General features: G+C 71.2%; 14 protein-coding genes. 8 read left to right on the top strand and 6 right to left on the bottom strand.

Features of this window, described 5'->3' with window-relative positions; translation table 11 throughout:
- Positions 1-68 precede the first annotated feature (68 nt).
- A complete protein-coding gene (gene lhgO / locus ACQPYZ_RS20515; RefSeq protein WP_433158276.1) occupies positions 69-1,262 on the top strand; it encodes an L-2-hydroxyglutarate oxidase in 1,194 nt (397 codons plus the stop codon).
- 21 nt (positions 1,263-1,283) lie between these two features.
- Here lhgO and ACQPYZ_RS20510 read toward each other — a convergent pair whose 3' ends face one another.
- Positions 1,284-4,127 (bottom strand): helix-turn-helix transcriptional regulator, encoded by a 2,844-nt coding sequence (locus tag ACQPYZ_RS20510; RefSeq protein WP_433158273.1) that lies wholly within the window; start codon positions 4,125-4,127, stop codon positions 1,284-1,286.
- Positions 4,128-4,241: 114 nt separating this feature from the next.
- Positions 4,242-5,435 (bottom strand): hypothetical protein, encoded by a 1,194-nt coding sequence (locus ACQPYZ_RS20505; RefSeq protein WP_433158270.1) that lies wholly within the window; start codon positions 5,433-5,435, stop codon positions 4,242-4,244.
- 354 nt (positions 5,436-5,789) lie between these two features.
- On the opposite strand from ACQPYZ_RS20505, the gene ACQPYZ_RS20500 reads away from it, so the two are divergent.
- The 3 genes from ACQPYZ_RS20500 to ACQPYZ_RS20490 all read left to right on the top strand — a co-directional run bounded on the left by ACQPYZ_RS20500 (position 5,790) and on the right by ACQPYZ_RS20490 (position 8,371).
- Positions 5,790-6,818: an NAD-dependent epimerase/dehydratase family protein gene (locus ACQPYZ_RS20500; RefSeq protein WP_433158267.1), complete on the top strand. Its 1,029-nt coding sequence runs from the start codon at positions 5,790-5,792 to the stop codon at positions 6,816-6,818.
- Positions 6,815-7,504 (top strand): hypothetical protein, encoded by a 690-nt coding sequence (locus ACQPYZ_RS20495; RefSeq protein WP_433158264.1) that lies wholly within the window; start codon positions 6,815-6,817, stop codon positions 7,502-7,504. The genes ACQPYZ_RS20500 and ACQPYZ_RS20495 overlap by 4 nt, the downstream gene beginning before the upstream one ends.
- A gap of 231 nt (positions 7,505-7,735) precedes the next feature.
- Positions 7,736-8,371, top strand: coding sequence for a response regulator (locus tag ACQPYZ_RS20490; protein WP_433158262.1), 636 nt, complete (start codon positions 7,736-7,738; stop codon positions 8,369-8,371).
- On the opposite strand, the gene ACQPYZ_RS20485 is transcribed toward ACQPYZ_RS20490, so the two are convergent.
- Together ACQPYZ_RS20485 and ACQPYZ_RS20480 are read right to left on the bottom strand one after the other, a co-directional pair.
- On the bottom strand, positions 8,368-8,958 hold the full coding sequence (locus ACQPYZ_RS20485) for a hypothetical protein (protein WP_433158259.1): 591 nt from the start codon (positions 8,956-8,958) through the stop codon (positions 8,368-8,370). The two genes, ACQPYZ_RS20490 and ACQPYZ_RS20485, sit on opposite strands and share 4 nt — an antisense overlap.
- Positions 8,959-9,074: 116 nt before the next feature.
- Complete coding sequence (locus ACQPYZ_RS20480; protein WP_433158257.1) at positions 9,075-9,452, bottom strand: hypothetical protein; 378 nt, start codon at positions 9,450-9,452, stop codon at positions 9,075-9,077.
- A 56-nt stretch (positions 9,453-9,508) separates the two neighbouring features.
- Here ACQPYZ_RS20480 and ACQPYZ_RS20475 point away from each other — a divergent pair, with 56 nt between their 5' ends.
- On the top strand, positions 9,509-10,168 hold the full coding sequence (locus ACQPYZ_RS20475; RefSeq protein ID WP_433158254.1) for a DNA/RNA non-specific endonuclease: 660 nt from the start codon (positions 9,509-9,511) through the stop codon (positions 10,166-10,168).
- Positions 10,165-10,584 carry a hypothetical protein gene (locus ACQPYZ_RS20470; RefSeq protein ID WP_433158251.1) on the top strand — a complete coding sequence of 140 codons (420 nt, stop codon included), beginning with the start codon at positions 10,165-10,167 and terminating at the stop codon, positions 10,582-10,584. The genes ACQPYZ_RS20475 and ACQPYZ_RS20470 overlap by 4 nt, the downstream gene beginning before the upstream one ends.
- Positions 10,585-10,620: 36 nt before the next feature.
- Here ACQPYZ_RS20470 and ACQPYZ_RS20465 read toward each other — a convergent pair whose 3' ends face one another.
- Positions 10,621-10,755 (bottom strand): zinc-binding dehydrogenase, encoded by a 135-nt coding sequence (locus ACQPYZ_RS20465; protein WP_433169725.1) that lies wholly within the window; start codon positions 10,753-10,755, stop codon positions 10,621-10,623.
- A complete protein-coding gene (locus ACQPYZ_RS20460; protein ID WP_433158248.1) occupies positions 10,752-11,573 on the bottom strand; it encodes an NAD(P)-dependent alcohol dehydrogenase in 822 nt (273 codons plus the stop codon). The genes ACQPYZ_RS20465 and ACQPYZ_RS20460 overlap by 4 nt, the downstream gene beginning before the upstream one ends.
- 149 nt (positions 11,574-11,722) lie before the next feature.
- On the opposite strand from ACQPYZ_RS20460, the gene ACQPYZ_RS20455 reads away from it, so the two are divergent.
- Positions 11,723-12,943, top strand: a complete 1,221-nt coding sequence (locus tag ACQPYZ_RS20455) for an anion permease (protein ID WP_433158245.1) — start codon at positions 11,723-11,725, stop codon at positions 12,941-12,943.
- Positions 12,940-13,245, top strand: a complete 306-nt coding sequence (locus ACQPYZ_RS20450) for a hypothetical protein (RefSeq protein WP_433158243.1) — start codon at positions 12,940-12,942, stop codon at positions 13,243-13,245. The genes ACQPYZ_RS20455 and ACQPYZ_RS20450 overlap by 4 nt, the downstream gene beginning before the upstream one ends.

The raw sequence follows: 13,245 nt of genomic DNA, 5'->3' as shown, positions 1-13,245 counted from the left end.
AGTAACTGTATTTCTGGTCACCTCTCCGGGCTCTCTTGGACGAAGTCGTCGGGTACAGGGAGAGGCTGATGGGATCAGCGGTGGTGGTGGGCGGCGGCATCGTCGGTCTGGCGGTGGCGAGAGCACTGCAGCGCCTCGATCCTGCGACGCCGGTGGTCGTCCTGGACAAGGAATCGTCGGTCGCGGCCCACCAGACCGGACACAACTCCGGCGTGATCCACTCAGGCCTGTACTACAAGCCCGGATCCCTGAAGGCGCGCCTGGCCGTCGCCGGGGGAGCGGCGCTGAGGGAGTACTGCGAGGAGAAGGGCATCCCGGTCGACGTACCGGGCAAGCTGGTCGTCGCGACGACCGAGGCCGAGCTACCGCAGCTCGACCGCCTGTTCGGCATCGGCCGGGAGAACGGAGTACCGGTCCGCCGGCTGAACCTCGGCGAGGTCGCGGACCGCGAGCCGCACCTGCGGGTGAAGGGAGCCCTGGCGGTGGACTCGACCGGGCGGGTCGACTTCAAACTCGTCGCGGCCGCGCTGGCCGACGACGTCCGGGCAGCCGGGGGCGAGATCCGCACCGGGGTGACGGTCACGTCCATCGAGAACGCCGGCTCGGTCGTCCGGGTGCGGACCACGGACGAGGTGATCGAGGCCGACCGCGTCGCCGCCTGCGCCGGCCTGCACAGCGACCGGCTCGCACGCGCCTCCGGGCTCGAGCCGGGAGTCCGGATCCTGCCGTTCCGCGGCGAGTTCAGCGAGATCGTGCCGGAGCGGGACTTCCTGGTGAAAGGCCTGGTCTACCCGGTGCCCGACCCCGACCTGCCGTTCCTCGGCGTCCACCTCACCCGTGGCATCGACGACACGGTCCACGTCGGGCCGAACGCCGTACCCGCGCTGGCTCGGGAGGGATACTCGTGGCGGAAGGTCGTCGCGCGGGACCTGTGGGAATCCCTGGCCTACCGGGGCTCGTGGCGTCTCGCCCGGCGCTACGGCCGCACCGGCGCCAAGGAGGTCTGGCGGTCGCTGACCGGGCGGGCGCTGGTCCGTGAGGCTCAGCGGATGCTGCCCGAGTTGAGGGTCGCGGACGTACGGCGTTCCGGCGCGGGCGTGCGCGCCCAGGCCGTCACCCGGGAAGGCAAGCTGGTCGACGACTTCCTGTTCCTGCGCGACGGCCGCACGCTGCACGTCCTGAACGCCCCGTCCCCGGCAGCCACCGCCTGCCTCCTGATCGGCGACCACATCGCCCACGAACTGGCCGCCGACCGCGCCTGACATTGGTAGTTGCCTGAGGCATCAGCCGGTGGCGGCTTCGTACTCCGTGTGGGGGAGCGCGTCGCGGAGTTGGCGGCGGGAGCTGATCGAGAGCTTGTCGAAGATCTTGCGGAGATGCCACTCGACCGTCCGCGGGCTGAGGAACAGCCGGGTGCCGACCTCGGGGTTGGACAGGCCGTCGCGGACCAGGAAGGCGATCTGCCGCTCCTGCGGGGTCAGCAGTCCACCGGCGGACTCGGTGACCGCGCGCCGGCGGACCGTCTCACCGGCCACCTGCAGCTCCCGGCGGGTCCGCTCGACGAACGCCTCCATGCCGATGGCCGCGAACAGGTCGTGGGCGGCCCGCAGTTCGGCCCGCGCGTCGGCGCGACGACCCTGCCGGCGCAGCCATTCGCCGTACACCAGGTGGGCGCGGGCCAGCTCGGGGCGCAGCCGGGTCTGACCGAGCACCTCGATCGCCTCGACGTACGCCGTCTCCGCGCCGGCGTCGTCGTTCTGCACCAGGGCCCGGGCGCGGGCCTCGAGGCCCAGACCCCAGCGCTCGTCGCTGTCCCGAGTCTTGCGCTGGAGAGCGGTCAGTGCGTCGGCGGCCTCGCGCGGGCGACGGCATCGGACGGCCGCCTCGACGAGCTCGCCGAGCGCCCAGGAGGAGACGAAGAGCTCCGGCGTGTCCTCGGCGGCGGTCGTTGCCCACAGCAACGCGTCGTCGTGCCGGCCGAGGGCGTTCAGTACGACGGCCTTGGTCCAGCGGGCGTACTGCACCGCCGTACCCTGGCCCTCGACGGTCGCCCGCGCGATCGTGTCGTCGATCAGCGGGAACGCCTCGTCCGGCCGTCCCCGGTACGCCGCCAGCACCAGGGCGCCGTACGGCGCGACGTGGGTGCCGGTCGCCTCCCGCACCGCATCAGCCTCGGCTCTCAACGAGGTCGCCTCGGCGAAGTCGCCGGTGAGGGCGACGACCTGGCCCAGAACGTTGACGCCGACCGCGAGCACGGCCAGCGCACCGGCACTCCGGGCGACCTCGACCTGCCGGGTGGCGGTCGCCAGACACGCCTCGAAGTCCCACGCCGCGGCCGCCGCGGCAGTGGCGAGCCAGCCCCAGCGGAGCACCTCCTCGGCGGAGATCTCCGCACCACCGAACTCGCCGGCCGCGCGCTTGAGCATCGGCACCGCCCGCTCGCGTCCCTCGGTGAACAACAGCGCAAGCCCATCGAGGAGTACGTCGGAACTCCGGGTCTCCTCGGTCGGCCGGACCGTGGTGGCCGCGCGCGAGACCTCGTGCAGCCCGACCGGCCCCGCGAGCCGGCCCGCGAAGAGTGCGGCGCTCCAGGCGTCGAGGTAGGTGTCCCTCGCCAGCCGGGTGTCGAGCGGCTCGAGGGTCTGGGCGGCGCGGAGCAGGAGGCCCGGTGCGTCGCGACCACGGCGCTGGGCGAAGGCAGCCTCTGCGCGTAGCAGGTCGACCCGGGCACGTCCGAGCTCGTCCAGGTGACCCGCCTCGGCCGTCGCCAGCAGGCCCAGGGCGGTGCTGAACGCGCCCGCCTGGAGGCACGCGTGTGCACCGGTCAGCGCTCGATCGGTCCGGCGTACCGGGTCACGGGTCAGCGCGACCGCTCGCTGCAGGAATGCGGCGGCCGCGGCGAAACCGCCGCGCGCCTGGGCGCGGTCGGCGCACCGCTCCAGCTCGACCGCGACCTCCTCGTTCGGGCCGGTCGCCGCGGCCGCGAGGTGCCAGGCACGGCGATCGGGATCGGCCGCCGTGTCGGTCGCGAGCGCCAGCGCCAGGTGCACCGCGCGACGATCCTCGGCCGGCGCTGCCCCGTACACGGCGGACCGGACCAGCGGATGCCGGAAGGTCACGCGCTCGCCCAGGCGGAGCAGACCGTCGACCTCCTCGAAGGCCGCGCCGATCCCGAGCTGGTCGGCTGCCCGGCGGACGACCACGGGATCGCCCACCGGCTCGGCCGCGGCCACCAGGAGGAGCTGCCGCGTCGGCTCGGGCAAGGTGTCGGCCTGCCGGAGGAAGCTCTGCTCGATGCGTCCCGGGATGCCTTGCCCGCCGGGCAGGCCGAGCCCGGCGGCGAGCTCGGTCGCGGTCAGGCCGCGGGGCAGCTCGAGCAGCGCGAGCGGGTTGCCACCGGTCTCGGCGACGATCCGGTCCCGGACCGGCCGGTCGAGCACGAACTCGACCGCCGAACCCAGCAGGGCCCGGGCGTCCTCGTCCGGTAATCCGTCGACGGCGAGCTCGGGGAGACCCTCCAGCTCGACCCCGACCTCCCGGGCGCCGAACAGCAGGCCGACCGCCTCGGCGCCGGTCCGGCGGGCCACGAAACCCAGGGACTGCGCGGTCGCGGCGTCCAGCCATTGGGCGTCGTCGACGACGGCCAGCACGGGTTGTTCCTCGGCCAGGTCGGAGATCAGGCTGAGTACTGCGAGCCCGACCATGAACCGGTCCGGGGCAGGGCCCGTCGCCATCCCGAACACGGTCGCGAGCGCCCGGCCCTGCGGCTCCGGGATCCGGTCCACGCGATCGAGGATCGGCAGGCACAGCTGGTGGAGGGCGGCGAAGGCCAGCTCCATCTCGGACTGGACGCCGACGGCGCGCAGGACGTGCAGCTCGGGTGCGGCAGCGACGGCGTGCTCCAGCAGTGCGGTCTTGCCGACGCCGGCCCCGCCGCGGAGGACGAGCGTACGGCTCTCGCCCCGGCGGACGTCGGTCAGCAACCGGTCGAGCACAGCACGCTCAGCCCGGCGCCCGAGCAACCGTGCCCCTGGCCCCCGTCCCGCGGCCGCGTCCGGCCGTGCCGCCTCCTGCCGTGCCGGCTCCTGCCGTGCCGCGTCCGGGCGGCCGTCGTTTTCAGGCTCCACCCTTCGCCGCCTCCCCAAGCGCTGACCCGAACCATTCCCCGCCCGGCCCCGCCCCCAGCCACCGACCTGCCCCAGCGTAAACCGCACCACCCCCGTGGCGGCCAGGAACCGGACTCAGGAATCCCAGATCGGCCCGAGCGCCGGGATGCCGAGTCGCTCCAACCCGTGCACCACCGACCAGGTCACTCTCCTGTTCGACACGCAGATCACGGCCTCCGCGCCGAAGGATGCGTACGCCGAGTACGCAAGCTTCACCATGTCGGGTTTGCCGCACGCGTCGGTGTCCCAGATCAGCGTGTCGGGCTGCGCGGCCAGGATCTCGTCGACCAGCTCTTGGCCGTAGGTCTTCACCGGGTCGCGCGTCACCCACACCAGCTGGTGCGGCACCCGGTCGGCCAGGACATGGGCGAGCGCGGGCCCGATCCCGCTCCCGGTCACGACGTACACGACCCGGCGGAAGACAGTGCCGTAGTTGGCCATGCCGGCGGTCGCGACACCGCGTACCCAGACGTGCGCGGGCGGGTCGTCGATGAACTCCCCGGTCCAGTCGCCCGCCCGGGACACCGCCATCCGGAACCCGGGCGCGCCGGGCGTCGGGATCACCGCGAAGCTGTGCCACTGCCGCAGCGGGTGCCGCGAGATCGACCGCGTCGACCCGGCCATCGGCGTACGGCGACCGGCGCGCACCAACGCGACATGCGATGACGGCCTGACGACCTCGATCGGGATCCGGCGCAGCAACATCCACGGCGCCATCGAGCTGAGTGTGGTGACCGCGAGCACCCAGATCGTCGGCGTACTCGCGAGCGCCGCGGCCAAGGGCTCGGTACGCCGCTCGTCGACGAGCAGCACCGCCCCGATCCAGAACAACGCCGACAGCCCCCAGCCGCCGAACCGGTGGACCCGCTCGAACAGGTCATGTCGCCTGGCCCGGAAACCCGGGCGCGACGTCATCACGATCCCGAGCAGCAGGAGCGCCTGCACGTAGTACACGAACAGTAAGCCTGAGCGCACCTGCCCGGTCGCAAGCACGGCCAGCGCCAGGAACCACAAGGTCCCACACGCGGCGCCCCCGACGTGCAGGCCACCGAGGTGGTAGCCCTTCGCCAGCGCCCACCGCAGTCGTAGCGGCCACGACCTCGGCACCTTCATCACCAAGTGGGAAAGGGCGTTCACGAAGAATTGCTGCCGCACCAGAATGCCCACCGCGAAATTCACCTGCGCCGCCAGTGCGACCTTCACGACGTCGTCCCACCAGTCAATTCCGAACGCGAAGACCGCGAGATTGCCGACCAGGACGAGAAACATCAACCGATGGCTTTGCATCAACCGCGGATGCTTCAGAACCCGTCTGCCCACAGGCAGTTCCGCCGGCAACACGACGTCCGGCACCGCTACCGCCGTACCCATGAAAATCCCCCAGAATTTCCGCACACCCCGAATTCCGCCCGCGGCCCACCGAATCCCCACCCGACGACCACGCACGCCCCGAGCCCCGATCGACCCGGCAATGCACACTGAGACGACCAACCGACATCAGCAGTTCGACGACGCAACCCCACTGCAACACAACCTCAACACTCGCGCTGATCGGGAATAGAGCCTGGTGCGCGGGGTACCGCTGGCGGTGTGCGAGTTGTGATTACCGGGGCCAGTGGCAATGTGGGTAGTGCTCTGCGGCGCCGGTTGGCGGCGGCGGCGGGGGAGTATGACGTGGTCGGCGTCGTACGGCGGGTGCCTGAGCGGGCCGCGTCGGGTCAGTGGGTGTCGGTCGACCTGTCCAGCCCGGACTGCGCACGTGAGCTGGAGGAGGCGGTGCGGGGCGCGGATGCGGTGGTGCACCTCGCGTGGGCGTTCCAGCCGTCGCACGACATCCGCTATCTCGAGTCTGTCGGTGTCGGCGGCACGCAGCGGGTCCTTGATGCGTGCGCCTCGGCCGGGGTCGGACACGTCGTGCACATGTCGTCGGTCGGCGCGTACTCGCCGAAGCAGGACACCGATCCGGTCGGCGAGGACTGGCCGGTCGACGGCGTGCCGAGCTCGTCGTACAGCAATCACAAGGCCGCGGCGGAGAAGCTGCTGGATGCGTTCGAACGGTCCGCCGAAGGTACGGCGGTGGCCCGGTTGCGGCCCGGGATCATCGGGCAGCGCGCGGCCGGTAGCGCGTTGCTGCGGTACGCGTTGCCGGTGCTGATCCCGTCCAGGACCATGAGCGCGGTGCCTGTGCTCCCGATGCCGGACGGGCTGACGGTCGCGATGGTGCATGCGGACGACGTCGCGGACGCGATCGCGCGGGTTCTGCGGCAGCGCGCGACCGGAGCGTTCAACCTGGCCGCGGATGAACCGGCCACCGCGCCGATGATCGCGGAGGCTCTCGGCGCGCGCTGGGTCAAGACGCCTGCACCAGTGCTTCGCGCGCTGATGTTGGCGAGCTGGCAAGCGCGGCTGCAGCCGGTCGGACCCGGGTGGCTGGACATGGGCTGCGTCGCACCGGCCCTGGACAGCTCGCGCGCCAAGCGCGAGCTCGGCTGGTCACCGACGGTCGACGCGATGGGCGTACTGCGGGAAACCATCGAGGGCATGAGCTATGCGTCGGCCGGATCGACGGCCGTACTGCGACGTCGTACGGTGGCCGGTGAACTGGCCGATCTGCTCAGCCAGGGTCCGATCAGTCACCGGCGTCGATCGTGAACCGGCTGGTCCGACTGCTGAAGGATGTGCCGACGAACGGGTTCTCGGCGTTCTTCCGGTCGCTGGCGCGGCTGCGGGGTTCGCCCGCGGTGCATCCGCGCGGCGTCACGTTCGCCGCCCGGCTCGTGGTCGACCAGCCCACGCCGGTGATCCCCGACGGTGACCACGTCGCGACGGTCCGGCTGTCGAAGGGCGCCGGGACACCTGGCGGGTGGCCCGACGTACTCGGACTGGCTCTCCGGATCGACGTGGGCGACTTCCTGTTCTCCAGCTCGGGTGAAGGGGTCTGGACCCGGTGGCTGCCGACGCCCGCGGGGGACTGGGCGACCCCGCGCTACGGAACGCTGGCGCCGTACGAATCCGCCGGCCGGTGGTGGTGGCTGATGCTGACGCCGTCAGGCCCGCCTGTCGGTCACGCGTCGGTCCGGGAGTTGAAGGAGCCGCCGGACTTCACCTTGTACCTGGGGGATGAGACCGCCGAGTGGCGTCCGGTCGGTCGGCTCACCATCGATGAGGTGATCGACGGCAGCGGGATCGTCTTCGACCCGATTCTGAACCATCCACCGACTGCCCAGCCGGCCCCGCGCTGGCTCCGCGACCTCCGCGAACGCGCCTACTCGAGCAGCCGCCAAGGCCGCGAGGCCCCTCCGCCACTCACCGAAGCCCGCGACCGCCGACCCGGGTGACCGCGCGGCCGAGCAGTGTCTCGTGCAGCCGGCTCTGGAGTGTGATCCGCCGCGTGCGGCTGAAGCTCTCGAGCGAGTCACAGCGAGGCCGATTGTGGTCCTAGACGGCGGGTACCGGCCGGGTGTGGCGCCGAAGGTCCTGAGTGGTCGGGACCGACGGCCCTGCCGGTTCGCAGGCGATGCGCTCAGGCTGAGGGGCAGAGCGCGGCGGCGGGAGTGAAGGAGACGGCGATGGCGATCAGGGTCTTTGTGCTGGACGACCACGAGGTGGTCCGGCTGGGCCTGCGCCTGCTGCTGGAGGACGAGCCCGACCTCGAGGTCGTGGGGGACGCGTCCACCGCGGCCGAGGCGATCGCGCGGATCCCCGCCGTCCGACCGGACGTCGCCCTGCTCGACGTGAGGCTGCCCGACGGCGACGGCATCTCCGTCTGCCGGGAGATCCGGTCCTCGATGGACGATCCACCGGCCTGCTTGATGCTGACGTCGTACTCCGCCGACGACGCCCTGTTCACCTCGATCATGGCCGGCGCCGCCGGGTACCAACTGAAGCAACTGAACACCGGTGACCTCGTCGGCGCCATCCGACGCCTCGCGGCCGGCGAGTCACTACTCGACCCGGTGATGACGACCCGCGTGCTGGCAGGCTTCCGCCAGGAGGAGGACCCGCGGTACGCCGACCTCAGTACGCCGGAACGCCGCGTCCTCGCCGAGATCGCCGACGGTCGCACCAACCGCCAGATCGCCCGCACCCTCTACCTCGCCGAGAAGACCGTCAAGCACTACGTCGCGTCCCTCCTCCGCAAGCTCGCCGTCGAACGCCGCACCGAAGCAGCCGTCGTCACCCTTAGAAACACCCGCCGCCTCTAGGACGCGTCCGACAAGACCTGCGTGCGGCGGCGCCAGTAGGCGACGGTGACGAAGCCGAGCAACGGTCCCCAGAACAGCAGCGGGAGATAGGAAACCAGCGTGAGCACGCCGTGCACGCTGTCGGTGTGCAGCGGCGCGTCGCTGCTCAGCGGGCGGCCGCGGACGTCGACGCCGACCGCGGAGGTCACGGTGACCAGCGCGCACAGGAAGGTGAGCGCGGCGGCGCCGAGGAACCCTGGAACGACGACCGCAGGCACGGGGATGCGCCGGCCGGCGAGCCCCGGGATCCAGCGGGGGACGACCTCGCCCCACCGGGCGATCAGGCCGATCGCGGTGAACGCGAGCAACTCCGACAGGATCGACAGCAGGACGACGTACACCTCCATCGGCAGCCAGGACGGCACGTCCCCAGCCGACTCGGCGTCGGCACCGATGTGGAACACGGTGACCGTCGTGATCCGCCAGATGCTCGACGGCAGCACCAGAAGCGGGATCGTGTACGCCGCGATGCGTGCCGCGGCAGGTACTCCGGCAACGGGGGCGTGGGCGTTCTTCCAGGCCGCTCGCAGCCCGGCACTCGCAGACATGGGGAAACCTCGTCGGTCAGGATGACTTCGTCGATCCCTGACGATGGCACCGCCTCAGCCCCGGCGTCCTCACCCACGGGTGGGAACCACCTCCCCCTCGCGAGGGAAGCCGGCCGTCAGCCCAGCAGTTCCCGGTCCTCCTGCGAGTGCCGCAGCAGCAAGGCGGCGACTTCTTGCTCGGACCGGATGAAGTCCTCGAAGACGGTGAGCGCGGCCGGAGTTGAGAGCGCGGCCTCGTCGTGGGCCGGCATCGGGAGCCCTCGGTAGCCGGCCATCTGATCGGCCAGCCCTGCCAGCCGCTCAGCGATCTCACGGTGGCTCGCCACCAAGGCGACGTACGCGTCGAGCTCCGCCTTGGCCTCGGGATCCGCCGGGTCCAGCGCGGTCATGTGGGACTCGAGCAGCGAGGCTGTTGCGGCGAGCAACTCGCCGAGCTTGCGGGGCACAGTGGACCGGCTGGCGAGGCCCTCACCGCAGGTCGATGGTTCGTCCATGCTCGAGTCTTACCAGATCGGGTGGCGGCGGACTGGGGAGGCGGTACGGTGCTGGCATGTCTGAACGACCGCCCCACGGTTCAGAACGGGCCGAGCAGGCTGCGGATCCGGCCGATGTCGAGGCCGTCGGGTACGGCCCGGGTGACGTGGTGCAGGTGCCGGACCGGTACGCCGAGTTGCCGGTGTACAAGGAGAAATCGGGCCGCGCCGGCCGGTGGAACGACAACCTGTCCGGACCGGACCCGTCCTCGGTGTACGTCGTCGACGACCGGTACTTGTACGCGACCGACCGGGCCGGACGGGTGACGCATGCCGAGGGATGGCTCGGCTGGCTGCCGTCGAAGGAGAACGACGAGCGCCGCAACCTGGACGCGCAGCGGGCGGCAGGTGAACCCGACCGGCAGTGGAACGACGACGGTGGGCACCTGTTCGCGACGAAGTTCGACGGCCCGGGGGAGGCGATCAACCTGACCGCGCAGTCGCGCACGCAGAACCAGGCGGTGAAGGGCAGCGACAACTGGCGCCGGATGGAGGAGAGCTGGCAGGCGTTGCGCGCCGCCGGCATCCAGGTGCATGCCAGCATCGACGTCCGGTACGCCGACGGTACGTCACGCCGGCCGTCCGCCCGCGCCGTCGTCGACCGCCACGAGGGCCGGCGGTCGCCACGGCGTATCTTCAAGGAGACCACCCCGCAGCCGACCAAGGACCGTGAGTGAGCCGGATGTCGAACGAGATGGACACCATCGACCAGATCGCCCGCGCGCTGACGGCCGGACTGCCGCAGGGGTGGCGCGAGGTGAGCGCGACCTATCTCGCGACGGCGGCGTACGCCGAACTGGACGCCACCGTCACCCACCCGGACGGCCGACAGGCGCAGCTCGACCCGATCCCGGACGGTCTCGAGGACCGATTCGAGACGCTGCGCCTGCAGATGTACCAACCAGGCAAGGGTGCGTGGCTCACCGCCCGGGTGGCGATCACCCCCGACGGCCATTTCACCACCGACTTCGACTACGAATCCGAACCCGCCTGGTCGATCCCCGTCGACGACACCATCTACACCACCGACCTCACCGAGTTCCCCCGCGAACCGCAGTACATCCCCGCCTGGCTCCAGACGAAGACCCACTGACCTTCCTGGAGCTTCGGCAGCAAGTTTGTCCCGAGGTCAGGAGACGCTCACGACCACCTTGCCGAGCGCGCGGCCCTCGCCTACGTGGGTGAGGGCCGCGGAGACCTCGTCGAGCGCGAACGTCCGGTCGATGTGGATGGCGAGCTCGCCGGTGGTGCAGAGAGCGGTCAGGCCTCGAAGTAGGCCGGTCCCTCCTTGACCGGGAGGACGTCGATAGCGCGGCCGCTGGAGCGACCGACCACCCAGCCCGCGGTGAGCACCCGCAGCAACGTCGGCACCGACCCGCCCACACACCGGTAGCGGCCGCCACGCACCAGCGCACGCCGGTAGGCGAACACCGAGCGATGCGCGACCAGATCCAGGATCAGGTCGTACGGAGCGGTCCTGGTGAAGTCGTCGCGGCGGTAGTCGATCACCTCGTCCGCGCCGACCGACCGCATGAAGTCGAGCTTGCCGGCGTTGTCGACCCCGGTGACGTGCGCACCGAGCCGCTTGGCGAGCTGGATCGCGAACGGCCCGGTCCCACCACCGGCGCCGTTGATCAGCGCCCGCCGATCCGCCGCGGCCCCCTGCGTGCCCTGCAGCGCGATCGCCCCCGACTGGGGGATCGTCGACGCCTGCGCGAAGGTGAGCTGCGTGGGCTTGTGCGCCAGCACCGATTCCGGCGCGATCGCGTACTCCGCGAATCCACCTTTCAGCCCGAGATTGTCGCCGTACACCTCGTCGCCCGGCCGGAACCGGGTCACGCCCTCACCGACCGCGTCCACCACCCCGGCGATGTCCGACCCGAGCGTATGGCGCGCCGGTGCCCGCAGCCCGCCGATCCGCGCGTACGCCGGCGTTCCGCGCAGGCACTCCCAATCGCTCAGATTGATCGAGGTCGCCACGACCCGGATCCGTACCTGGCCGGCGGCCGGTGACGGCGTGGGGACTTCCTCCAGCCGCAGTACGTCGGGCGCGCCGTACCGGTCGTAGACGACTGCCTGCACGCCTGCCTCCCCGGCCCACCTGGTCAGGGACCGCAACGTAGCACGGTCGCTCCGGTCGCCCCGACCGATTGGTGACTCGCACGTGAACGTCAGGTGAAATGGCCGGCGGCGGGGGTGTGAGGTCAAGGCGGGTTGTCCACGGGAGGAGCATGGATGCCGCGACCCTGATGCTGGCGCTGGTGGTCGTCACCGCCTTGGCGTTCGACTTCACCAACGGATTTCACGACACCGCGAACGCGATGGCGACGTCGATCGCGACCGGTGCCCTGCGACCCAAGATCGCCGTCGCACTCTCGGCGGTCCTCAACCTCCTCGGCGCGTTCCTGTCCGTCGAGGTCGCCCTGACCGTCACGAACGCCGTCGTCAAGGTCCAGGACAAGGACGGCGGTCCACGCGCCGACCTGGTCGCGGATCAGGGGTACGCGCTGTTGCTGATCGTCCTGGCCGGGCTGGTCGGCGGCATCGTCTGGAACCTCACCACCTGGCTGCTGGGTCTGCCGTCGTCGTCCTCGCACGCGCTGTTCGGCGGCCTGATCGGCTCGACGATCGCCGGGCTCGGCCTCGGCGGGGTGAACTGGAACGGCGACGGCAGCGAACTCGACGGCGTCCTGGGCAAGGTGGTGCTGCCGGCGGTGGCGTCCCCGGTGATCGCCGCCGCGGTCGCCGCGGTCGGCACCTGGCTGATCTTCCGGATCACCGCCGGGGTCGCCCAGCGCTTCACCGAGACCGGGTTCCGGTGGGGGCAGATCGGCAGCGCGTCGCTGGTCTCGCTGGCGCACGGCACCAACGACGCGCAGAAGACGATGGGCGTGATCACGCTCGCGCTGATCGCCAGCGGTCATTGGGACGACACCGGGGCCATCCCGTTCTGGGTCAAGCTGACCTGCGCCCTGGCGATCGCGATCGGGACGTACGCCGGCGGCTGGCGGATCATCCGCACCCTGGGGAAGGGCCTGGTCGAGATCCGTTCGCCGCAGGGGATGGCCGCCGAGAGCGCGTCGGCCGCGGTCATTCTGACCTCGAGCCATCTGGGCTTCGCGCTGTCGACCACCCAGGTCGCCACCGGGTCGATCGTCGGCACCGGCATCGGTAAGCCGGGCGCCGAGGTCCGGTGGGGGATCGCCGGCCGGATGCTGGTGGCCTGGCTCACCACTCTGCCCGCGGCGGGGGTGATCGGCGCGGCGATGTGGTGGATCGGCGACGCCCTCGGCGGGTACGCCGGACCGGTCGTCGTGTTCGCGGTGCTGCTCGCGGTCTCCGGTTTCCTGTACGCCCGGTCCCGTCTGCAGCCGGTCTCGGCCGGCAACGTCAACCACGAGTGGACGGGTACGCCGTCCCTCAGCCGGCCCCAACCGGAGGTGGCCAAATGATCGACAACCTGCAGTACGCCCTCGACGGCGCGTGGCGGGTCCTGATCGCCAGTCTGCTGTTCGGCGCGGCGTTCCCGGTCGTGTTCGCGATCGGCATCCGGTCGCTCGCCTGGGCGCACGGAGGTGACGCCGAGGTGAGCCACGAGCGCCCGCACCCACTCGGCAGGCTGCTGGCCGGCGTGTGCTTCCTCGTCGTACTCGCCGGCGTCGTGCTCGGCATCACGATCGTCGCGGCGAGCGGGTTCGGCAAGGAGGTCTCCTTCGAGCACGGGTATCCGACGTTCGTCACCAAGGAGGGCTGA

The organism is Kribbella sp. CA-247076 (genome assembly GCF_050942445.1).
GTDB lineage: Bacteria > Actinomycetota > Actinomycetes > Propionibacteriales > Kribbellaceae > Kribbella.
The sequence above is the reverse complement of the archived record's forward strand: the minus strand, read 5'-3'. Positions and strand labels throughout refer to the sequence as shown.

Coding starts and splice junctions, on each gene's coding strand:
- lhgO (WP_433158276.1), top strand. CDS start 69: ATGGGATCAGCGGTGGTGGTGGGCGGCGGCATCGTCGGTCTGGCGGTG.
- ACQPYZ_RS20505 (WP_433158270.1), bottom strand. CDS start 5,435: ATGTTTCTCGTCCTGGTCGGCAATCTCGCGGTCTTCGCGTTCGGAATT.
- ACQPYZ_RS20490 (WP_433158262.1), top strand. CDS start 7,736: ATGGCGATCAGGGTCTTTGTGCTGGACGACCACGAGGTGGTCCGGCTG.
- ACQPYZ_RS20485 (WP_433158259.1), bottom strand. CDS start 8,958: ATGTCTGCGAGTGCCGGGCTGCGAGCGGCCTGGAAGAACGCCCACGCC.
- ACQPYZ_RS20480 (WP_433158257.1), bottom strand. CDS start 9,452: ATGGACGAACCATCGACCTGCGGTGAGGGCCTCGCCAGCCGGTCCACT.
- ACQPYZ_RS20475 (WP_433158254.1), top strand. CDS start 9,509: ATGTCTGAACGACCGCCCCACGGTTCAGAACGGGCCGAGCAGGCTGCG.
- ACQPYZ_RS20455 (WP_433158245.1), top strand. CDS start 11,723: ATGGATGCCGCGACCCTGATGCTGGCGCTGGTGGTCGTCACCGCCTTG.
- ACQPYZ_RS20450 (WP_433158243.1), top strand. CDS start 12,940: ATGATCGACAACCTGCAGTACGCCCTCGACGGCGCGTGGCGGGTCCTG.